This is a genomic window from Corynebacterium sp. 401_CJEI, from assembly GCF_001076435.1.
GTDB lineage: Bacteria > Actinomycetota > Actinomycetes > Mycobacteriales > Mycobacteriaceae > Corynebacterium > Corynebacterium jeikeium_D.
Genome location: NZ_JVIP01000043.1, coordinates 47,544 through 69,938 on the forward strand (window position 1 = coordinate 47,544; position 22,395 = coordinate 69,938).

Below are 22,395 nucleotides of genomic sequence, written 5' to 3' on the forward strand. Positions count from 1 at the left end.
CTAGGTTAGACCAAACCAGCTATGTGCGGTGAGTAGGCCGCGCACACTCGGTAAGCGACTAGGCCTCTTCGTCCGCGCGCTGCTCCCTCTTCTTGCGCATCTGCGCCATCAGCTCGGCAACCGTCAGGCTGCCCTTATTGTCCTCAGCACGGCGCCGACCATGGCTTGCAGGCTCCTGCTCAGGAGCCTGAGCCGGTTTCTGAGCTGGCTCTTCTGCGAGGTCCTCATCGCGAATGGCCTGCAGCTGGCGAGTCGGAGAGTCCGAGGCGTCGTCCGATTCCGGCGCAGCGAATGGGTGCCGTGCACCGTGTGCCTCGTGAGCACCGCCCTGAGAATCATCCTCTGCAGCGTCCTCGGCCGGGGTTTCCTGCCAGTTGATGGCGCGGAAAGAGTTAGTGGAGAACTTCTCCTTGGAAACGGTTTCGTCATCCTTGGAATCGGCGACTTCGTGGACGTCAACCGGCTGACCAGACGGCGAGAATGTACGGCGCATGTCGGTGGCCTCGGCATCTTCAACCGGCGAAGCGGAGGATGCGGAGCCCGTGCCGCCGTGCTGGGTATGAGCGCCGACAGTGCCGTTAGCGGTCATCTCAGCACGGTGGGAAGTCGCGCGTGGTGTCGGCCGGTCGTGACCGGTCGGATCCTTCATCGGCGAGGCTTGCTGTGGCGAGTCGAGCTCACGCAGACGCTCGGCCTGGGCGCGAAGAGCAACCTGCTCGTCGTCGAAATCCTCCCCCATGAACTCAGCAAGCTGGGCGCGCAGTGCAAAGACCTCAGCGCGCAGCGCCGCAATGTTGTCATCGTTGTTGCCCTCAAGCGAGTCCAGGTAGTTCTGCTCGAGAATCAGTTCCTGCTCACGGTGAGTAGCCAGCTCGCGGTCAAGCTCCACCTTGTGCAGCTCCTCGATTGTCTCCAACCGCTTGCGCTCCAGCGCAATGGTCTTGCGGTATCGAGTCACCAGCACAGCCCCGATAACTGCCGACCACAACGCCAGCAGCACGGCAACCTTCATCCACCCGGCAGAGGTGGCAAAGAGCATGACGATACTGGCAATCACCGCGAGCACCAGCAGCACAACCATGAGAATGACGGCGGTTTTCTCCGTCATACCATCGGTAGAACTGAATTTCGTCACATCATTGCTCTGCTCATCTGCATATGCCGCATCAGCCCCGGAGTTAGCCCCAGCGGAGTAGCTTTCGAAGGCTGAAGAAGGCGACGGAGACGGAGACTCGGCCATATCCGACGAAGTAGCTGCCGCGTCGCTCTGAAAATATGCGGCATCACCCGAGCGCTTCGGGTCATTACCGGCGTTGGAGAGGTCAGTCATAACTCCCACCCTACCGAGTTAGTTCCCATTTCCCCGCTAGGAGGCGAAGAATTTTCGCCATCAGTTGGCAATTGGCAAACTTTTTCCAGCCACAGCCCCGCCGCAGCGAGCAAAATGCTGGATACTGTGCCGACAATCATGATCGGCCCGTCGGCCTGTGCGGCCGCAAGCTCCGTCCACTTCGGCACGGCCCACAGCACGCCACCGGCGTACAGTCCTCCGAGAATCGCACCCAACCACGCGGATGCCGTACCGACCACCAACCATCGCGACAACGTTAACGGCTGCACCTGGCTGCGATCCTGCCCGACCTTCGCCTCTTTCAGTACCGACTTAATCCACCGCGCTGCCGCCACACAGACGGCTGTGAGCAGCCAGGGAAACCCCAGGTCCCACCAACTTCGCGGCCCGAGCGCACCGAAAAACTGTGCCAAGATCATCCATGATGCCAGCGCGAGAACCAGCGCAGATGCTGCCAACGTAATCGGTGAGGTCGGTTTCATCTCTAGGCCCCTTCTCCATCCGCGCTGTCTGCTAGGCGCACCGCGTTTACGTCTTCAGGTGCCAGCTTATCGACGAGTTCCGCGACCCGAACTCCCTCCAATTCGGCATCCGGGTCGGCGTCGAGCCATGGCACCAGTACAAAGGCACGCTCGGTTGCCCACGGGTGCGGCAGGGTCAGAGTCGAATCGTCAGAAATAATCTCCTCGCCGGATTCCTTGTCGATGACCTGCACAATGTCCACGTCGAGCGCCCGCGGCCCCCAGTGAATTTCACGCACTCGACCAGCGTCATTTTCCAGTTTCCAACCAGCTTCCAGTAGCTCCATTGGTGTCCGGCGCGTGTCAACAATGAGTACGGCGTTGAGGAAGTCACCCTGCTCTACCCCACCCCAAGGCGGGGTGGCATAAATTTTTGAGGCTGCGACCAATTCATCGGCGAAGAAGTCCTGCACACCTGTGAGGTTTTCTCGCGCGCGGTCCATGTTCGCGCCGATAGAAACAACTGCGCGAATCATGCCAACCGTTTCTTCCGCGAACGGCGGGCTGTCACCGCAGCGTCATCGAAGTCAAGCGGAATGGGCGCATGTGGTTTGTGAATGGTCACTTCCACCGCGTGCAACAGTGGGGACAATCCGCGTTCGGCGCGGGCGTCGTCGTCGGCAAGCACTGCTTCGGCGATCTCGGTCGCGACTGTTTCAATGAGGTTGCGAGGAGTGCCGGTTAAAACTCCGTGCGCTGTAGCTGCAATGTCGGCGTAGTTGACGGTGTCGTCCAGCTCATCGCTCGCAGCAGCACCGGAGAAATCCAGCCACAGGGTGACATCACAGATGAAGTCCTGGCCATCCCGGCGCTCGAAGTCGAGACAACCGTGGTAGCCGTGGGCTTTCAGACCTTTGAGTTCAATGCGATCAGCCACTGTGTTTACGCGTCTCCTTCCAGAGCCGACTCGGCTGGTGATTCCGCAGCCGACTCGTTGTGCTGCGCAGCGCGGTTAGACCCACCTTCCGGATAGTCGCCGGTCGCTGTGTAACCGTTCAGTGAACGTCCAAGGTTCCATGCCTGCGCCACACGCACTGCGTCGAGGTTGTCGGCCACATTGTGAACTCGAACCGCCCATGCGCCCGCCGCTGCGGACAGCGCGGAAATTGCGGTAGTCGCGGCATCAGCCTGCTTTGGTGCTCGTACCTCACTGCCAACGGCGGCGACGAAACGCTTGCGGGAAGCACCGACCAACAGGGGGAAACCGAGGTCAATAAGCTCCGGCAGGTCGTGGAGGAGCGCCCAATTGTCATCGGCGTTTTTGGCAAAGCCCAGGCCTGGGTCGAGGACAATATTTTCCTCGACGATTCCGGCACCCATGGCACCGTCGACAAGCTGAAGCAGGTGCTCACGAACATCGGCGACAATGCCGTCCGGGTGAGTTTCGGCGCGCCCAGAAGCGGAGCCGAAGCGATCGGTCTTCCAGTGCATCAGACAGATGGGCACATCGGCATCGGCGCAGACTGCGTACATGTTGGGGTCTGCGAGACCGCCGGAGACATCGTTGATGAATACCGCACCCTCGGCGATTGCTGCCTCTGCGACACTTGCGCGCATTGTATCGACGCTGATCAGGTGCCCGTCTGCCGCGAGCTCGCGGACCACCGGCACGACCCGGGCAATTTCCTCATCCTCGGAAACGCGGTGTGCGCCGGGGCGAGTGGACTCGCCACCGATGTCGAGAATATGTGCGCCTTCAGCGAGCAGCTCGTGCGCATGGGCAATCGCCGCGTCGAAGGTCTTGTACAGGCCGCCATCGGAAAAGCTGTCCTCGGTGACGTTGACCATGCCCATCACCTTGCAGAGCTGATTCTCGACACCCATCTCCGCCTGCTGTCCTGCCTGCTCTTGCAAGGGGGATTCAGTCACCTTGTTGTCCAGCCTTTCCAATCGACCATTTAACTGTTGCGTTAGCTCTTGCGGATCAGCGCCATTGCCTCTGCGCGCGAACGGGCATCCGTCTTGAAGCCACCGCGGACGGCTGATGTCACCGTGCGCGCACCCGGCTTGCGGATACCGCGCATGGCCATGCAGAGATGCTCCGCTTCAATAACGACAATCGCCGAGGCCGGATCCAGCCGCTCCACCAAGGCATCCGCAACCTGACTGGTCAGCCGCTCCTGCACCTGCGGGCGCTTCGCATAGCCATCGACCAGACGAGCGAGCTTGGACAGGCCCGTCACACGACCGTCCTTGCCCGGAATGTAACCAATGTGGGCAACGCCGAAGAACGGCACCAAGTGATGCTCACAGGTGGAGTAAATCGGGATGTCCTTGACCAAAACGAGTTCCTGGTGATCCTCGTTGAAGGTCTTAGCCAGCACCTCAGACGGATCTTCAAACAGGCCCGAGAAAACCTCACGGTAGGCTCGCGCCACTCGCGCCGGTGTCTCCTTCAGACCTTCCCTGTCGGGATCCTCACCGACGGCAATCAACAGTTCACGAACCGCAGCCTCGGCTCGCTCCTGATCGAATTCGCGCTCCATGATGTGTACTTATCGCTCCTCGTTGGTGTCCGGCTTGTCCTGCCAGGCGCTGTTGTCTTCGTTTCGCTTGACGACGCCGTCTTTATCCGAATCGTGCATCTGTGCACCCTTGTCATCGGAGTTGTCGGCGTTCTTCGCGTTTTCCGAACGTTCTGTATATTCCGGCTGCTCGTTATCCGGCAAGCGGAATCCGCGCAGTTCCTGCTGCTGTCCCGCCGACGGCATCACCGTAGTCGGGGTGTCATCGCTGCCAGAGTTTTCCTGGTGGTGACATCCCCCCTGCCTGTCCCACGGCATCTTCGGAGGAGCAGGGATATTCGCGGGGCCGTTGCCACCGTTGCTACCAATACCGGTTGCCTTCGAGCCGAAGTCCGGGGAGCCTGCTGGGTAGTTAGCAGTGCCTGGGTGCTGGCCACGCGTGTTGCCCTGGCCATCCTGCGAACCCGGCTGGCTCTGCCCCTCCGAGCGAGGAGCCTGCGCCGGGGCCGGTGCCGGTGCGGCAGCCGAACCGTGCGTGCTGCCGGTATCCTTCGGCGGCCAACCTGGTGCGGTCCAACCAGCCGGCGGTGGGGTGCCACCGTAAACCGGAACATTCGGTCGGTCCTGCTGGGCGCCCGGCAGACCCGGAGCACTAGCATTACCGGCACCAGCGGAGCCTGCTGGCCCCTGACCATTGCCGTTGTTGCCCGCGTCCTGGTTCTCCGGTTCGCGGCGACGCACCGGCGCGAAGATGTTGACACGCTTCGGCGGTTCCTCACCGCGCTCGATTGCCAACTCCACCGGTGTCTTCACCGGCTCGCGGCCATCGGCCGGGTGTTTGGTGTCCCTATCGAAGAAGTTCAGACGCTCACGCGGAACGACATCGGTGAAGATAACTTCCAGATCCGGACGACGCAGGGTCTCCTTCTCCAGCAGTTTCTCAGCCAGAACATCGAGAGTGTCGCGGTTTTCCTTCAAGATGGCGTAGGCCTCGTCATGAGCCTTATTGATCAGCAAACGAACCTGCTGATCAATTTTCGCCGCCACATCTGGCGAGTAGTCCAGAGTGCCGCTGCCACTACGGCCTACGAACGGATCGCCCTGCTCCTCCCCGTACTTCACCGGGCCGAGCTCCGGCGACATGCCGTACTCGGTCACCATGGCGCGAGCAATCTTGGTGGCCTGCTCAATATCGGCAGAAGCACCGGTAGTCGGCAGTCCGAAAACCAGCTCCTCGGCAGCGCGACCACCCATGGCGAAGACCAGACGGGCAAAGAGCTCTGGCAGGTTATACATGCCCTTGTCGTCCTCGGGGACGGTCAGCGCATGTCCACCAGTGCGACCGCGAGCCAAGATGGTGACCTTGTAAACACGCTCAATGTCCTTCAGCGCCCACGCAGCCAGGGTGTGGCCACCCTCGTGGTAGGCGGTGACCTTCTTCTCCTGCTCGGAAATCACCTTGGAGGTACGGCGCGGACCGCCGATAACTCGGTCGACTGCCTCTTCCAGCGCATCCGCAGTAATGATGTTGCCGTTGACGCGAGCGGTCAGCAGCGCAGCTTCATTCAGCACGTTCTGCAGATCAGCACCGCTCATACCGGCGGTGCGCTTCGCCAGCGACGTCAGATCCGCATCCGGTCCAAGCGGCTTGTTCCGGGCGTGGACCTTCAGAATTGCCTCGCGGCCCTTCAGGTCTGGTGCGCCCACCGGAATCTGTCGGTCAAAACGGCCCGGACGCAGCAGCGCCGGGTCGAGAATATCCGGACGGTTGGTCGCAGCCATGATGATTACGCCCTGACGATCACCAAAACCATCCATCTCCACCAGCAGCTGGTTCAGGGTTTGCTCACGCTCATCATGGCCGCCGCCCATACCGGCACCACGCTGGCGACCGACGGCGTCAATCTCGTCGATGAAGATAATGCACGGGCTGTTTTCCTTGGCCTGATTAAACAGGTCACGGACACGAGAGGCACCGACACCGACGAACATTTCAACGAAGTCCGAACCCGAGATGGTGTAGAAAGGCACTCCTGCCTCACCGGCGACGGCGCGGGCCAGCAAGGTCTTACCGGTACCGGGAGGACCGTAGAGCAAAACACCACGCGGAATCTTCGCGCCGAGCTCCTCGTAGCGAGCTGGGTGCTGCAGGAAATCCCTAATCTCGTCGAGCTCCTGGACGGCCTCATCGGCACCAGCAACATCCTCGAACGTATTGGTCGGGGTCTCCTTGTTCAGCAGCTTGGCGCGGTTGCCACCAAAGCCGAACATGCCGTTCTTGCCGCCTTGCATGCGGCTGAAGAAGTACATGATGACGAAGAAGAAGATCACCATCGGCAGCAGGAAGCCCAAGGTGGACATCAGGAAGGAATCCTGCGTGACCTTGGTATCGAACTTCTCCATACCCTTGGCGGCGGTGACCTTGTCAAAGACTTGGTCGGTCGCACGCGCTGGGTACTTGGTCATCACCTTCGTGACGTCCTCAGTACCCTCGACCTCCACGCCCTTCTTCAGGGTGAGGCGAATTCGCTGTTCACGATCGTCAATCTGAGCTTCCGTGACATTGCCCTTATCCAACTGGGTCAGGGCAACGGACGTATCCACCTCGCGGTATTCCCGGGAATCATCCGCCAGCTGAGTAATAGCAAAGAGGATAATCAGGATGATGCCGGCAACGGTGGCAAACCGGAACACCTTTTTCTTGTCCATACAGTGGGTTCGCTTTTCGCTCTCTACATCTATTAGTTGCTTTTATTAATTGTACGCATCAACGAGTTCTTCTCGAAGACACATCAATGTCACAACGTGGGGCCAGGGCTCATGGCACCTGACCCCACAGTAGGCATAACGCATCGCAACCGAAAAAAGTTTCCAACTCCCACTTTTCATAGCTAGAAGACAGCTAGAACTGCGGGAGGGTACGCGCGCAATGCCCGTCGTAAAGCATCGGCACTGTGCAATAAGCGCCGAAGACAGACCTAGCCCTGGTAAACGCGCGGGTGAAGCGTGCCGACGTACGGCAGGTCGCGGTAGCGCTCGGCGTAATCCAGGCCGTAACCGATGACGAACTCGTTCGGAATGTCGAAGCCAACATCCGCAACATCCAGGCTGGTGCGCACAGCCTCTGGCTTACGCAAAAGCGTAATGACCTCCAGGGAGCGCGGATTACGGTTGCGCAGGTTCTTCATCAACCAGGACAGGGTCAGGCCGGAGTCAATGATGTCCTCGACGATCACAACATCGCGTCCCTCAATATCGCGATCCAGGTCCTTCAAAATACGCACCACGCCTGACGACGAGGTGGAGTTTCCGTAACTGGAAACCGCCATGAACTCCATCTGGCTGGGAATGCTGAGCTGACGAGCGAAGTCAGTCAGGAAGAACACCGCACCCTTGAGCACTGCGACCAGAATCAGATCGTTGTCGGCATCCTTGTACTTCTCATTCACACGATGCGCCATCTCGGCAATGCGAGCATGCAGCTCCTCTTCGCCAATGAGAACTGCCTCTACCTCATCGCCGTAGGGGTTTGCGGGGACGTTGAAATCCTTCACATCATGCATCGCATTTCCTTTCCGCACTTCTATGGCGGCGTGTCGATGGAGCGTAACTGCCCCAGTGCAAGTTCAGGGTTATGGCAACCGATTGTTCTCAGCCGCCGGAAGTTGGATTGCGGCACCCTTCTTAAGGCACCGCGGGACGATTCATTACCAATTGTAGAGTGCCATCTTTTCGCTCAACGACCAACCTGGCATTTCTGTCAGCACCATCGCGACCGCGGGTCACCGGCACTTCGCCCTGGCCGTGATAGCGGTGCACGAGCGCCATCACCATGTCGATCTGTTTACTGCTGGGCTCCGCACCCGCCTGCCGCAACCAACGTGCGAGGACACGCACCGCGATGGCGTCGTCAAGCTCAGCCACCCCTCGCACAGACAGGCTCCCGCTTGCCGACGCCTCTTCCTCCCCCAGCAGCGCATGCAGAGCCGAATCGGCGTGAGCGTCCAAAAAGTCATTGTCGACTGCTGCAATCCCCGCGGTCTTAGCAAGGTTTTCCGCAACTCCCGGACCCAGCTCCTGCTCCAGCAGCGGCAAAATCGTCTTTCGAACCCGGACGCGGGCGTAATGGTCGTCCTGGTTGTGTGGGTCATGCCAGACTTTTAGGCCCAGCTCTTCACAGCAGCGCTGAGTGTCGGTGCGTCGCACACCGAGCAGCGGACGCAGAATCCGAGTCCCGTCCGACCACGTGAGATTGTCTCGGATAGCGGACAGCGCCTGCGGGCCGCCCCCTCTGGCCAGTCGCAGCAAAACTGTTTCCGCCTGGTCGTCCAACGTGTGGGCGAGCATCAGTGCCGCACCTCGAGATTGGGCGATCTGCCGTAGGACTCGGTGTCGAGCCAAACGCGCCTCGTATTCGGGACCGCGGTCGGAATCGTTATTGATATCGACCGCGATAACCTCGGCCGTAGCCCCCATCCCCCGAGCTATGTGGGCGGCGCGCTCAGCGACTTCTGCAGAGCCCTGCTGAAGCTGATGATCAACGACGACGGCGTGAACGTTGCGGCCGGCCAGTGCCCCCTTGGACCCGAAAGCTTCCGCACAGGCCCCGGCGGTCAGGGCGAGCGAATCCGCACCGCCGGAAAGCCCAATGACGATACCGCCGCCCAACTCCTGCCCCACCTGCGGCACTATCGCGCGGACAGCTTGCCGAATGATGAGGAAATGAGGGCTGCGGTCCGGCCAAAAAGGCCTAGCCAACGTGGAAGGTCTAGCCAACGCGCCCACCACTTGCGATGGTCTCCATCGCCGTGAGCAGAATTCGCTCCTGAGTCGGGCGGGCAATCAGCTGCACCGGCAATCCAGAAGTCGGCTCCACAACGATGCCGGCCGGGAAACCCAGGTAATTCCACGTCGAAACGTAAGGAGTGAAGCGCAGATTGGACAACAGGTTCACAATCCAGGGCATGCGATGCCATGCGCGGATCCGCGGTGGATTCTTGGCCAAAGCTGGGGTAATCAAAATGGTGTCACCCGGCAGCTCACGCTCGATGCGGGCGCCATCGCGTGCCACTTGGCGGCCATTGATTGTGAAACGCAGCAAGCGACCAATGCCGGCGTGGACTCGGTTGCGCCACTCCAGGTGATCAGGGCGCGGCTCGTCGCGCAGCTGATCCGCCACCCCCGCAGTCCAGCGCGCGAGCATCGGCAGTGGGTTCAGCGGGTACGGCATGTTCTTTTCCGTCACCGCAAAGCCCTTGTCCGCGAATACTCTCGCCGCCTGTTGCGCCGCATCGACGTACTCCGGTGCAGCCTTTAACCCGAATACGGGCGCAGTGGTGTCCACGCTGACGGCGAAGTTTTCAGGCAGGGTCTTCGCCGGATCCTCCGCATCCACCATGCCATTTGTGAGGATCTTGGTAATCAGGCGCAAGTCCTCGTTGTTGACTGTGAGCACCCCTTGGACAGACATTCCGTACCAGTCATTGCCGCCCACGCGCCCCGGCATTGTTCCCGGGGTCGCCTTCAGGGTCGAAAGCCCGCAGCACGCTGCAGGGATACGCAGTGACCCCATGCCGTCGTTGCCCTGCGCAAACGGAACCATCCCAGCGGCGACAGCCGCTGCGGATCCGCCGGAGGACCCACCCGGAGTGTGCCCCGGCAGAATCGGATTGTCGACGGCCAGCCCCGGCAGCGTCGTCGTCCCCCACGTACAGAACTGCGGATTCACCGTAGTTCCCACTGCGATTGCACCGGCGCTAGTCAACTGCTGGACAAACGGGTTCTCTAGAGCGGTGTTTTCCTTCAGCGCGAATGGCACACCTGCGAGCGGCAACTCCGAGAGGTTCTCGCTGTGCTCGAGTTCCCGCGCAGCCTGCAGAGCCCTATCCACCCACACTTCACGGAAGGCATGAATCCCTCCATCCAGTCTGGCGATAGCGTCGAGACTGCGCTGCACGCTGTCCACCGGGCTTAGCTTTCCCTCGCGAACCAGTGCGGCAATCTCGTGAACGGTTGGCAAGTTCCTAATCGCGGAAGTGTGAGAGGCCATTGCGGATTCATCTCCTCAAATTATTTTCAGTGGTAAATGAATCTCAGTTTAGATATCTGCCAGTGCGCTCGCTGCTTTATCCGCCGCAGCTCTTGCTGGCAACAGGCTCGCTTCATTGGAAATAAATGCGAACGTCAGCACCTGCCCCGACTTCGTCACCACATACCCCGCCAGCGCCGAGGCTTTATTCAGCGTGCCTGTCTTCGCACGGACGATGCCCGCCCCGGACTGACCAGCAAAGCGCGTCGCCAGAGTGCCGGACACTGCCGCCACCGGCAGGCTGTCCAACAGTGGGCGCAACCGCAACGCAGTGCTTTCCGACGACTCCTGCGACTCCGCCAGTCCTCCCTGCTCAGCCGATTCCACCGGCCCCGCGGCGGAATTGAGCACCTCGGAGAGATGCTGCGGAGAAATACGGTTATCCGTGCTCAGGCCGCTGGAGTCCGACAGCACCGCACCATCGAGAGGAAAACCGTGCTCCGCGAGAGTGTCACGCACGGCACGTGCGGCCCCCTCAAAGGTCGGCGGCAGACCGCGAGAGATAGCCACCTCACGGGCAATGGACTCTGCGAGCACGTTGTCGCTGTAAATCATCATCTCGTGCACACGGGTAACTAGCGGAGCCGACTGCACGAGCGCAACAATGTCTGGGTCCAGAGGTAGTGACTGACCATCCTTGGCTGCATCCCTCAGGCTGCCTCCGTTTTCCGCACCAAGCGCCTTGGCCAGCGCATCAGCTGCATCCGCAGCGGGCGTGGCGCTGCGCTGCGATTCTTCATTCGTCGGATCGATACGACCGGCATCCATCATCACCGACTCCACCGGTGCGATGTAGCCGTCCTCCAACCCCTCGCGCTCCCAGGTCTCGTGGAAACTCTCGGTGAATAGAGAGTTGTCGAGATAAACCTTGCCGACCCCCTCCGGAATGACCACGGAAATCTTTTTCGCCAACTCAGCGATTGAAGCCGAGTCCTGGAAGAACCCTTCCCCGTCCTTGCTTAAGGTAGGGTCGCCCCCGCCGTGCAAAACGATGTCATTAGTCCCCGTAACCCGGGAGACGCGGGTGGAAACCCGATGATCTTCACCTAAGTCCAACAGTGCGGCAGACGCGGTGAGAATCTTCATGCTGGACGCCGGCAAGGCCACCGCGGTGTCATTGATCCCCCACAGTTTCTGGCCGGTCGAAGCATCGCTGACAATTCCATGCAGCTCACCGAAGGCTGGATCAGCCGCAGCAGCGTCCATGATGGCGCTGACTTTTTGGGCCAGAGTGCCGTCGTCAAGCGAAGACTGCGCAGCCGTCACGGGAACAGAAGCTTGACTGACGGCGGGCGGCGCATCGACCACAATCTGACGATTGTTATTGACGACAACCGCTACGCCGCTGCCCGCTGCGATAACGAGAACACCGGCGATGGCACCGCCGATTTTCAGTCCACGCGACTTCTTGGACTTGCCGGATTTTACGGAACTGGGCGATTTTTCCGTGCCCTTAGCGGCGGTTTTGGAGCTGTCAGAGTCGGTACTGCCCACGGTCACAAACACCTTCTTCCTGGAAACAAAACCTCACTTAAGGTGCACAAATAAACGGTTTTGAGCGGGTTTCGCATAAGATAGCCGTCAGAGAAGTGTACACCGATTATAAGGAGTCATCGCCGTGAGCGTTGAGGTCACTATTGAGATCCCGAAGGGTCAGCGCAACAAGTACGAAGTCGACCACGAGACCGGCAAGGTCTACCTCGACCGCTACCTGTTCACCCCAATGGCCTACCCGGCCGACTACGGCTTCATCGATGAAACCCTCGGCGAAGATGGCGACCCGTTGGACGCTCTCGTGATCCTGCCGGAGCCGGTTTTCCCGGGCGTTATTGTCAAGGCTCGTCCGCTCGGCGTTTTCAAGATGACCGACGAGGCCGGCGGCGACGACAAGCTGCTGTGCGTCCTGGATGATGTCCGCTTCGACCACTACCAGGACATCGATGATGTTTCCCAGTTCACCAAGGACGAGATTGAGCACTTCTTCGTCCACTACAAGGACCTGGAGCCGGGCAAGGAAGTTTCCGGTTCGGGCTGGGGCGACAAGGCTGAGGCTGAGCGCATCCTGACTGAGGCTATCGAGCGCCACAAGTAAGAGCCACAAGTAAGAATTGCGCTAGCCAACCTCCCTTCCTGGGGCTCGCACCTTTGACGCAGTTCCTGTGATTCAGCGCTACGGCCGTCGGAGTTTTCCTCCGGCGGCCTTTGTGCTTCCGGCGATAAGGCCAGATTGCGTATAGTGCGCACTATGGAAACCGTAAACGTATCTGAAGTACCCGAAGACGCACAGATCATTGATGTCCGCTCACAGATGGAGTGGGATGACGGCCACGCCACCGGCGCCGTTCACATCCCCATGGAAGAGATTCCGTCCCGCTACGGCGAGCTAGATTTGGATTCCGACATTTACCTGATGTGCCGCTCCGGTGGACGTGCCGCTCAGGTTTCTTCCTGGTTGGAGAAGAACGGTATCGACACCATCGTCATCACCGGCGGCATGATCGACTGGGAGCACTTCGGCCGCCCAATGGAGAAGGCCAACTAAATCAACTACAACTGCCCTGCCTACCTGCAGGGCAGTTTTTCTTTTATCTACCCACCCCAAAGCACCGACCTTCTAACAATCCGCAGGCAAACAGGGACATTATTAGTTGGCCATGTCCCATTATTGATGGTTCCCCAGATTGTCTAGTATGGGAAGTATGTCTGATTCATCCGTACTTTCCTCGGCGGACTCAGCCGACACCAGCGGTGGTGTGGCAGCCGCCGTAGACGCGAAGGTGCCTGCTGTCGACGCACAGAGCAGCACCAAGGCGAAGAAGGCTCGCAAGGGAGCGAAAGCGAAAAACAAGGCCAGCGCTAAGTCCAAGTGCAAGCCCGGCTCCGCAAGCGAACTCGCCGTCACACCGGCCGCCCTGCGCAAATCCGCGTCCTGGTGCCTGGCACAGCTCGATGCGGCTGTCCGCGCCAGTGTCAACGCGGCTCTGGGCCGCACTCAGATTGAGTCGATTTCCATCCGCGGGTATTGGGTTCTGGAGGCTATCGCCGATGGCGGCGACATGGCTCAAACCGAGCTGAGCGCGCTGCTCGGCATGGACCGCTCTGACATGGTTCGCCTGATTGACTCTCTGGAGTCGGCAAATCTAGTCGAACGCACCCGAGACTCCAAGGATCGACGCCGCCAGCTCATCGCGCTGACAGAAACGGGCAACACCACCCGCGCATCTCTGCGACGCTCACTCCGCAGAGCCGAACGCGCCGCCGTCGCCGAATGCGCACCCGAGGTACGCGCGCTGCTTGCATCGCTTGCCGACGACTCCGCTGCAAGCCCCGAAACCGATGCCGGCGCGAAGAACCCCGAGACCGCTACCCCAGAGGTCACGGCCACTGAGACAGACACCAAGAACATGGCGGAGAATAAGACGCAGGCGACGTCGTCAAGCGATGCCCAGCGTCCTAAACGGAAGAAGTCGAAGAAGAAGAAAAAGCGCAAGAAGAATAAGAAGGGGGCTCTCAAGTGACAACCACTGAAGCGAAGTTCCTACGTGCTACGGAACAGCCGCTTGAGCGCACACTCATTGACATTGTCCGGGCGACCGCGCGAAGGTTCCCTGAGGCTGAGGCCATCGATGACGGCGAGGTTGTCGTCACGTATGCGGAATTAATCAACGAGATTGATTCCACAGCTACGTGGCTCTACGAACAGGGCATCCGTCGCGGCGACCGCATTGGTGTGCGGATGCCGTCGGGAAGCCGCGAGCTCTACCTGGCAATTTTGTCCATCATGGCTGCCGGTGCCGCCTACGTTCCGGTGGATGCGGACGACCCCGACGAGCGTGCCGAAATGGTCTTCGGCGAGGCCGGTATCGCTGGTTACTTCGATGCTGAAGGCCTACATTTGGCTGGCTCTACGGCGCGTAATCGCCCCCGCCCGCTGGACTTCGACGCCGACTCCGACGAGGAAGCGACGGAACCGACGCCGCCGAACGCACGCGAGATCATCTCGCAGGAGCCCACTCCTGACGATGACTGCTGGATTATTTTCACCTCTGGCTCCACCGGCAAGCCCAAGGGCGTGGCGGTCACCCACCGCAGCGCCGCCGCTTTTGTCGATGCGGAGGCCCGCTGGTTCTTGGCCAACCACCCGGAAGGGCCGCTCGGCCCGGACGACCGCGTTCTCGCCGGACTGTCCGTCGCCTTCGACGCCTCCTGTGAGGAAATGTGGCTGGCCTGGCGAAATGGCGCCTGCCTGGTGCCGGCCCCACGTTCGCTGGTGCGCTCCGGTGTAGACCTGGGCCCATGGCTGATTTCCCGCCACATCACGGCCGTTTCCACGGTCCCAACACTGGCCGGCCTGTGGCCCGCTGAAGCACTCGACAGCGTGCGCCTACTCATCGTCGGTGGCGAAGCCTGCCCGCAAGAGCTGGTCGAGCGCCTGTCCACCCCTGAGCGCGAGATGTGGAACACCTACGGCCCCACCGAGGCCACCGTCGTGGCCTCCGGCATCGAGCTGAAGCCTGGCAAGCCCGTGACCATTGGTTTTCCTCTGGACGGCTGGGACCTCACCGTTATCGACGAGGAGGGCAACCCCGTCCCACCGGGCACGAAGGGTGAGCTAGTCATCGGCGGTGTGGGACTCGCGCGCTACTTGGATCCGGAGAAGGACGCCGAGAAGTACGCGCCGCTGCCAGCCCTGGGCTGGGAGCGCGCGTACCGCACCGGCGACCACGTCATCATGGATGAGGGCGGACTGTACTTCACCGGCCGCGTCGACGATCAGGTGAAAATCGGCGGGCGCCGTATTGAGCTCGGCGAGGTCGAGGCGCACCTGGCTGCCCTCCCCGGCGCTACTCAGGCGACTGTCGTGGTGCAGAAGACCGGTGCTGGCGACTCCATCCTGGTCGGCTACGTCGGCGCCGGTGGCGACGCCGCAGCCATGGACTACGACAAGTGCATGGACACCCTCCGCGATGCCATGCCAGCCGCGATGGTGCCACGCCTGCACATCATGGATGAGCTGCCGGTTCGCACCTCCGGCAAGGTCGACAAGGCGGCGTTGCCGTGGCCACTGCCTGCACGTGCGGGTGAGGGCGACGTCGACAAGCTGAGCCCTGTGGAGAAATGGCTGTCCGATATCTGGGCCGACGTGCTGTCCGTACCTGCGCCCGGCGCAGCCTCGGACTTCTTCGCCCTGGGCGGCACGTCGCTGGCGGCGGCGAGCGTCATCGCGCGCATTCGTCAGCGCGCCCCACAGGTCGCCGTGCGCGATCTCTACGACCACCCACGCCTGGGAAACCTCGCCGAGGAATTGGTCGCTCGCGGTTTCATCAGCGACGACATGCTTGCCGACGCGCCAGACCCCACCGCCCACCTGGAAAAGGTGCCCGAGCCGACGCCTGTCTCCCGCAAGACCCGTTGGGCGCAGGTCGGCCTCATGGTGCCTCTGCAGTGGGCACGTGGCATGCGCTGGGTAACGTGGCTTGCGATTATCAACTGGGTTATCGGCGGGCCGCTGGCACTACCAGGCTGGTTGGTGGCTGTACTGGCCGTGTTGTTCCTGACCCCGCTGGGGGTTATGCCCATCAACGCGGCGACGACACGCCTGCTCACGCGCAACATCGCCCCGGGTGATTACCCGCGTGGCGGCTCGGTGCATCTGCGCCTATGGGCGGCTGAACGCCTGGCAGAGAGCTCCGGCGCCCACTCAGTGGCGGGCGCTCCGTTCGTGCTGTGGTATGCCCGCATGCTGGGTGCCCGCATTGGTAAGGGCGTGAATCTGCACGCGCTGCCGCCGGTGACGGGTCTGGTCAAACTGGATGATTACTGCTCGATCGAGCCGGAGGTAGACCTGTCCGGATACTGGGTCGATGGTGATGTCGTCCACGTCGGCGAGGTCACTATTGGCAAGCACGCCCGCATCGGTGCCCGTTCCACGCTGCTGCCCGGCGCGCGTATCGGCAATGACGCTCACATCGAGGCGGGTTCCACCGTCACCGGTGAAAAGAAGGTCAAGGCTGGTGCGCGCTGGTCGGGTTCCCCGGCTCGCAAGGTCGGCCGGTCCAAGCACCGCTTCCCGGAGGAAGTCCCGCCGGCGCGTCGCCACTGGGTGGCTATCTACGGTCTTACTGCTGTGTTACTGACGCTGGTGCCGCTGTCCGCTGCGGTCGCGATGGCTGCTGTCATCGGTTGGGGCACGGGGCTTATCGACGGCACCACCGAGCTAACCACCTCGAATCTCTGGCCAACGCTGGGTAGCGCCGTGCTGTGGGCTATTCCCGCCACCTTCGTCGGTGTTGCGGTGTATGCCCTGCTGACGCTGATTCTCGTGCGCCTGTTCAGCATCGGCCTGAAGCCGGGAGTGTTCCCGGTGCGTTCGCGCGTGGGTTGGCAGTCGTGGGCGACAATTCGCCTGATGGACGCTGCCCGTCACGACCTATTTTTCATCTACGCCTCCATGTTGACGCCGCTGTGGCTGCGTGCACTGGGCGCCCAAATTGGTCACGACAGCGAAGTCTCCACCGCGATCGGTATTCCGAAGTTCTTGCACGTCAAGGACGAGTCCTTCTTGGCTGACGACACCATGGTCGGCAGCTACGAGCTCGGCGGCGGTTGGCTGCTGGTGGGTGACTCCCGCATCGGCAAGCGCGCCTTCCTGGGCAACTCCGGCATCACGCTTCCAGAACGCAAGCTGGCGAAGAACTCGCTGGTGGCCGTGCTGTCCTCTACCCCGAAGAAGACCAAGTCCGGCTCCAACTGGTGGGGTTCGCCGCCAGAGCGCATGCGCCGCGTGGGCACCGTCTCCAGCGATGAGTCGGCGCAGACCTACCGTCCGACTACGGGATTGAAGGTCGCCCGCGGCATCGTCGAGACACTGCGCGTCCTGGCACCGATGGTCTCTCTCATGTTGGCTACGGTCACGCTGTTTATCTTGCAGGCCCTTGGCATGTTCACCGCGGAGTTGGTCACTGCAGGTGGCGTTGGCGCTGCCCTGCTCGGCCTGCTGGTCGCGTGGCTGCTCTCCCCTGCCGTGCTACTGATTGTTGGTGTGCTGGGGCTGCTCATCACGGTCGTGGCCAAGTGGGTGTGCGTCGGCAAGCACAAGCCCGGTGATCACCCACTGTGGAGCAAGTTCGTCTGGCTCAATGAGCTGCAGGATGCATTCGTCGAAATGGTTGCCGCACCGTGGTACCTGAACCCGGCGATGGCCACCGGCGGTATCGCACGCGCGATGCGTCTGCTCGGCGCGAACGTTGGCCACGGGGTGTGGCTGGAGACGTACTGGCTGCCCGAGACCGACCTTGTCAAAATCGAGCGGGGCGCTTCTGTCGGCCGTGGTTGTGTCGTTCAGACGCACCTGTTCACCGACCGCGTGATGACGCTCGACACCGTCCACATCGGACACGGCTCCGTCCTAGGACCGCACTCAGTCGCACTGCCGGCATCTGTGCTTGACGACGGCTGCCGCGTCGAACCCGGTTCTCTCGTCATGCGCGGTGACCATGTTCCTGCGCACACCTCCTGGCGAGGTAACCCAATTGAGCCAGTGGTGGCCAAGAAGTAGCCCGGATTGAGTGGGGGGCTTAGGTAGGAGCCTGGTAGGCACGACGGGCTGCAAATGTGAAACTGTGAGAGTTTATGACACTTTCAAGCCATTTTTCGGACAATTTTTGCTATAAACGCGGTCAGTAACTCCATTGGCCCGCTGCCAGCCATAACCGAGGTCACTAACTCGCATTGGGGCTAAGTAGGGCTAAGTAGCAAAAGGTGCCCACCCGGCGACACGCCGAGCGGACACACTTTTTGCTACTTAACCCACTATTTATTTTGCGGCTATGCAGTTCGCGACTTACTCTGCTAGCTGCAACCGAGCCTGCTGAGCTGCGGCTACCAATACTTTCAGTGAAGCCGTAACCTCTTCCCAACCTCGGGTCTTTAGACCACAGTCCGGATTAATCCACAGCAGGTTGGGGTCAACGCTTTCAAGCGCATCTTCCACGAGCTGGTTGACTTCTCCGTCCGTCGGCACGCGAGGCGAGTGGATGTCCCAGACACCTGGACCAATCCCGCGAACGTATCCCTCATCTTTCAGCGCTGCGAGCACCTGCATACCGTTGCGAGCTGCTTCGATGGACGTGACATCGGCGTTGAGATCATCGACGGTGTCGATAAGCTCATTGAAGTCCGAGTAGCACATATGCGTGTGAATCTGAATGTCGTCAGCCACACCAGAGGTAGCCAGACGGAAGGAACCTACGGCCCACTTCAGGTAGGCGGGCTGGTCCGCTTCATTCAGGGGCAGCAACTCGCGAATGGCTGGCTCATCGACCTGCACGATTTGCGCTCCAGCGGCCACGAGATCTGCAATCTCATCGCGCAAAACCAGCGCAACGTTATCCGCAGTGTCACCGATGGGCTGGTCATCACGGACAAACGACCATGCCAACATGGTCACCGGCCCGGTGAGCATTCCCTTGACGGGAAGGTCAGTCATGTTTGCCGCTGCCTTGTACCACTGCACCGTCATTGGCTCTGGCCTGGTGATATCACCGTAGAGAATCGGCGGCCGCACGCAGCGGGAACCATAGCTTTGGACCCAGCCATTGGCGGTCGCGAGGTAGCCGTCCAGCTGCTCCGAGAAGTACTGCACCATGTCATTGCGCTCAGGTTCGCCGTGAACCAGCACATCGAGTCCCAATTCTTCCTGCTGCTCAATGGAGCATCGAATTTCAGCGAGCATTGCTGATTCGTAGTCGACTGGGGTGAGCTCTCCCGCGCGCAACTGCGCACGTGCACGACGAATGCTATTGGTCTGCGGGAAGGAACCGATTGTGGTGGTCGGCAGCGGAGGCAGGTTAAGGGCCTCAGCCTGAGCCGCCTGGCGAGCCGCAAACGGGGAACGGTTACGGTCGCTATCCTCGATTGCCGCCAAAGCTTCACGAACTTCAGGCTTAACAATCCGCTTCGACTCTGCCCTCGATGCCAGTGCTGCCCGGGACTCCCTCAACACCTTCAAATCCGCGGCATCGAGTTGGCGGTCATTCAACTTGGCATCAAGCGCCCTCGCCAAAAGGGTCACCTCGGCGATTTTCTCATCCCCGAAGGCCAGCCACTGCAGCACCTCGGCATCCTCTTCGCTCGGGTCTTCCGCTGTCAGGGAATACGGCACGTGTAGCAGCGAACAGCTAGTCGACACCGCGATGGGGCCTCGGGCTGCCAGCTTCTCCAGCGTCGCCAGAGCTGCATCCAAGTCGGTGCGCCACACATTACGACCATCGACAATGCCCGCAACCAGCAGTTCCTTGCCAGTCCAATGCGGCAACTCGGAGCTACCTGCTACCAGGTCGCAACCAATGGCCTGCACGCCTGTGCCAGAAAGGGTTTCCAGCGCCTGATCACCATCACCAAAGTAGGTCTGCACCCACAACTTGGTATTCGCAGACTCCGCCACGTCGGCCAACTTCTCGTAGACCTGGCGAGTCCTAGCAAGAGTCACTTCATCGAGGTCAGTGACCAATACTGGCTCATCGAGCTGAATCCACTCAAAGCCCTTATCCCCCAGTTGAGCGATGATTTCCGCGTACGCATCGGTCAACTTTTCCAGCAGGCCGAGTGGGTTCGAACCATCGTCGGTACGCGACAGGCTCAAGTAGGTCACAGGACCAATCAAATGAGGGCGCAGCATCGTTGTGGCGCCATTGTTCAAGCTGCAGGAATCATCCAACCAGTCAGTGAGGTCAGAGGTAAATTCAGTATCGGCTGACAGCTCCGGAACGATGTAGTGGTAATTAGTGTCGAACCACTTGGTCATTGCGGATGCCGGTTGCGTCTTCGTACCGCGAGCGGTGGCGAAGTAGTGGTTGATCCATTCCGGCAGGTTGGAACCGTCCGTTTTCGGGACATCCTGAAAGCGAGCTGGAAGCACTCCGAGCAGCGCCGATGTATCCAGCATGGAGTCGTAGAACGAGCGCCCAATTGTCGGAACCGAGTCGATTCCTACCTTCAACGCTGCGCCAATGTAGCTATTGACAGTGTTGCGCGCCGTCGCGGCCAACAGGCCGCCGGTCGCCGGGTCGCGCCAGTAGTTTTCCAGAGCTCTTTTGAGCTCACGATTACGCCCTATCCGCGGAATGCCCGCGAGGGTTGCGTGAATTGCCATGATCTCGTGATTTCCTCGTCAGTCGTGATCAGCATCGGGTATGAAATTGCACAACCGGCAGGCATTCGGACTTGTCATCACTGAAAAGATTGGTTATCAACGCGTCGGATAAACCAAAGCTCTGGCAGTGATGCTTACCGTTGCGGGACAGTTCCGGACTTGCACCGGGATTCCCCTGCATAACTCGAAGGCCTTATGCGCGCTAGGCTCAAAACACACCTTGCGCGGAAAACGTGCGATATGCAGCACTTTCCTTAATGAACACCTTCGAGGCGGCTGTGGATGTGAAGTATATCGCAATATACAAATATCTCATTCACTTAGCCCCCTCCCCGAGCCTTTGCTTTGATGCTCTCCTGCTGGGACCAAAGTGATTAAGCTCGTAGTCATAAAAGCTATTTATTCTACCTCTTTTCAAGGAGTGACCTCGAGTGACACAGGCTTCCGGACCTTCCCTGAGGGGCGCCAAGATTCCGTTCGATGGCCCGGTCCAGTCAGGCGTTGAACAGCCCGGCCAAGCACATCTCCGCCTCGTCGCATTCGATTTGAAGGACGGCGTCGACGCAGCAGATCTGAAGGCACTGTTCTCCTCGCTTACCGACGTTGCCCGCCGCCTCACCCAAGGCCAGGACATCGAGGGGTATCTGGAACCGGAAATGGTTGCAGCCACTGCAAACCTGACCATTACCGCAGGTTTCGGTGAGCGCATCTTCGATGTGCTCGGCAAGCCAGAGCGCAAGCCGGCTGGTCTGCACGATATCCCGTCATTCCAGCATGACATGCTCCGCCCTGAGTGGGGCCAGTCTGACTTCGCTCTGCAGTTGTGCGGTGATGATCTCGTCACCGTTTCGGCCGCGTCCCGTCTACTGGAAAAGAAGGCGGCTCCGTGGGCTCGCGTGAAGTGGTTCCAGAAGGGCTTTTCCTACGCCTGGGGTTCGCAGCCTCACGGCGCTACCCCACGCAACCCGCTGGGTCAGCTCGACGGCACCGTCAACCCGTCCACTCCGGAGGAATGGTCCGAACAGGTGTGGATTGACTCCAAGGACAAGGCGATTAACAACTCCTGCGTGATGGTTGTTCGCCGTATTGCCCTCGACTTGAACAATTGGGATGAGCTCAGCACCGACGAACGCTCCATCGTTATCGGTCGTGACTTCCACACCGGCGCTCCTCTTTCCGGCGGCAATGACGAGTTCGATGAAGAGGACATGGACGCCGTCGATGACCAGGGCGAGTATCTCATCCACCGCCAGTCTCACTTGGCGCTTTCCCGTGAGCAGGATGGTCAGCCTGACGACGCCCTGCGTCGCCGCGCCTATGCCTACGAAGACCAGCCCGGTGAGCCGGCCTTCCCGTTCGAAGGACCGAACGTTGGCCTGGTCTGGGTTGCATTCCAGAAGAACCCGGACAACCAGTTCAGCGCAATCCAGGCCCGTTTGGATCGCGGCGATTTGCTCAATGAGTGGAACCGTCACATCGGCTCCGCTGTGTATTGGATCGCCCCTGGCACTACCCCTGATTCTTACTGGGGACAGGAGTTGATTGAGGGGTAGCGGCTGCAAGCTGGCGGCGAAAAACTGACTTGGCGGGCTAAGGCCTGACGGACTAAAAGCTGACGGGCTGCAAATGTGAAACTGACCTAGTTTATGACACTTTCGGGCCGGTAGGGTCAGGCGGTCATTGCATCATGGATAACACCAGAGATTACCTCCCGGGGAGTTAACCCGTCGAGCACTACCCGCGGCCGGTTATTCAGCAATGCTTCCGCCTCGGCGACCTCTTGGTCGGTGACATCGGTAAAGTTGGTGCCTTTGGGG

General features: G+C 60.4%; 17 protein-coding genes and 1 riboswitch. Of the genes, 5 read left to right on the forward strand and 12 right to left on the reverse strand.

The features are described from left to right. Nucleotides 1-58: 58 nt before the first annotated feature. The 11 genes from ADM64_RS10015 to dacB form a co-directional block, all read right to left on the reverse strand. Nucleotides 59-1,330: a DUF6779 domain-containing protein gene (locus tag ADM64_RS10015; protein ID WP_049194054.1), complete on the reverse strand. Its 1,272-nt coding sequence runs from the start codon at nt 1,328-1,330 to the stop codon at nt 59-61. Further along, a complete protein-coding gene (locus ADM64_RS10020; RefSeq protein WP_049194055.1) occupies nt 1,327-1,833 on the reverse strand; it encodes a DUF3180 domain-containing protein in 507 nt (168 codons plus the stop codon). The genes ADM64_RS10015 and ADM64_RS10020 overlap by 4 nt, the downstream gene beginning before the upstream one ends. 2 nt (nt 1,834-1,835) lie before the next feature. Next, on the reverse strand, nt 1,836-2,348 hold the full coding sequence (folK, locus tag ADM64_RS10025; RefSeq protein ID WP_049194056.1) for a 2-amino-4-hydroxy-6-hydroxymethyldihydropteridine diphosphokinase: 513 nt from the start codon (nt 2,346-2,348) through the stop codon (nt 1,836-1,838). Further along, nucleotides 2,345-2,749 carry a dihydroneopterin aldolase gene (gene folB, locus ADM64_RS10030; protein WP_049194057.1) on the reverse strand — a complete coding sequence of 135 codons (405 nt, stop codon included), beginning with the start codon at nt 2,747-2,749 and terminating at the stop codon, nt 2,345-2,347. Before folB ends, folK begins: the two co-directional genes overlap by 4 nt. A gap of 5 nt (nt 2,750-2,754) precedes the next feature. Further along, on the reverse strand, nt 2,755-3,696 hold the full coding sequence (gene folP, locus ADM64_RS10035; protein ID WP_049194067.1) for a dihydropteroate synthase: 942 nt from the start codon (nt 3,694-3,696) through the stop codon (nt 2,755-2,757). Nucleotides 3,697-3,782: 86 nt separating this feature from the next. After that, nucleotides 3,783-4,358, reverse strand: coding sequence for a GTP cyclohydrolase I FolE (folE, locus tag ADM64_RS10040; RefSeq protein ID WP_049194058.1), 576 nt, complete (start codon nt 4,356-4,358; stop codon nt 3,783-3,785). Nucleotides 4,359-4,367: 9 nt separating this feature from the next. Further along, nucleotides 4,368-7,046 (reverse strand): ATP-dependent zinc metalloprotease FtsH, encoded by a 2,679-nt coding sequence (gene ftsH, locus ADM64_RS10045; RefSeq protein ID WP_049194059.1) that lies wholly within the window; start codon nt 7,044-7,046, stop codon nt 4,368-4,370. 269 nt (nt 7,047-7,315) lie between these two features. Continuing rightward, nucleotides 7,316-7,900 carry a hypoxanthine phosphoribosyltransferase gene (gene hpt, locus ADM64_RS10050; protein WP_049190659.1) on the reverse strand — a complete coding sequence of 195 codons (585 nt, stop codon included), beginning with the start codon at nt 7,898-7,900 and terminating at the stop codon, nt 7,316-7,318. A 121-nt stretch (nt 7,901-8,021) separates the two neighbouring features. Beyond that, nucleotides 8,022-9,095, reverse strand: coding sequence for a tRNA lysidine(34) synthetase TilS (gene tilS / locus ADM64_RS10055; protein WP_241486362.1), 1,074 nt, complete (start codon nt 9,093-9,095; stop codon nt 8,022-8,024). A 10-nt stretch (nt 9,096-9,105) separates the two neighbouring features. Further along, nucleotides 9,106-10,386, reverse strand: a complete 1,281-nt coding sequence (locus ADM64_RS10060) for an amidase family protein (RefSeq protein WP_049171905.1) — start codon at nt 10,384-10,386, stop codon at nt 9,106-9,108. Nucleotides 10,387-10,434: 48 nt separating this feature from the next. Next, nucleotides 10,435-11,919, reverse strand: a complete 1,485-nt coding sequence (gene dacB / locus ADM64_RS10065; protein WP_241486363.1) for a D-alanyl-D-alanine carboxypeptidase/D-alanyl-D-alanine endopeptidase — start codon at nt 11,917-11,919, stop codon at nt 10,435-10,437. A gap of 124 nt (nt 11,920-12,043) precedes the next feature. Here dacB and ADM64_RS10070 point away from each other — a divergent pair, with 124 nt between their 5' ends. From ADM64_RS10070 to ADM64_RS10085, 4 genes are all read left to right on the forward strand, one after another. Next, nucleotides 12,044-12,517 carry an inorganic diphosphatase gene (locus tag ADM64_RS10070; protein ID WP_049194061.1) on the forward strand — a complete coding sequence of 158 codons (474 nt, stop codon included), beginning with the start codon at nt 12,044-12,046 and terminating at the stop codon, nt 12,515-12,517. 153 nt (nt 12,518-12,670) lie between these two features. Further along, nucleotides 12,671-12,967, forward strand: coding sequence for a rhodanese-like domain-containing protein (locus ADM64_RS10075; protein WP_016421494.1), 297 nt, complete (start codon nt 12,671-12,673; stop codon nt 12,965-12,967). Nucleotides 12,968-13,124: 157 nt separating this feature from the next. Next, the gene (locus ADM64_RS10080; protein WP_049194062.1) at nt 13,125-13,943 is read left to right on the forward strand and encodes a MarR family winged helix-turn-helix transcriptional regulator; all 819 of its coding nucleotides are present in this window, start codon (nt 13,125-13,127) and stop codon (nt 13,941-13,943) included. Continuing rightward, nucleotides 13,940-17,983, forward strand: a complete 4,044-nt coding sequence (locus tag ADM64_RS10085; RefSeq protein WP_049194063.1) for a Pls/PosA family non-ribosomal peptide synthetase — start codon at nt 13,940-13,942, stop codon at nt 17,981-17,983. The genes ADM64_RS10080 and ADM64_RS10085 overlap by 4 nt, the downstream gene beginning before the upstream one ends. Nucleotides 17,984-18,268: 285 nt before the next feature. On the opposite strand, the gene metE is transcribed toward ADM64_RS10085, so the two are convergent. Further along, on the reverse strand, nt 18,269-20,578 hold the full coding sequence (gene metE, locus ADM64_RS10090; RefSeq protein ID WP_049194064.1) for a 5-methyltetrahydropteroyltriglutamate--homocysteine S-methyltransferase: 2,310 nt from the start codon (nt 20,576-20,578) through the stop codon (nt 18,269-18,271). A gap of 39 nt (nt 20,579-20,617) precedes the next feature. Next, a riboswitch (cobalamin riboswitch) is annotated at nt 20,618-20,816 on the reverse strand. 193 nt (nt 20,817-21,009) lie between these two features. On the opposite strand from metE, the gene ADM64_RS10095 reads away from it, so the two are divergent. Further along, nucleotides 21,010-22,131: a Dyp-type peroxidase gene (locus ADM64_RS10095; protein WP_049194065.1), complete on the forward strand. Its 1,122-nt coding sequence runs from the start codon at nt 21,010-21,012 to the stop codon at nt 22,129-22,131. The last annotated feature ends 264 nt before the right edge of the window (nt 22,132-22,395 follow it).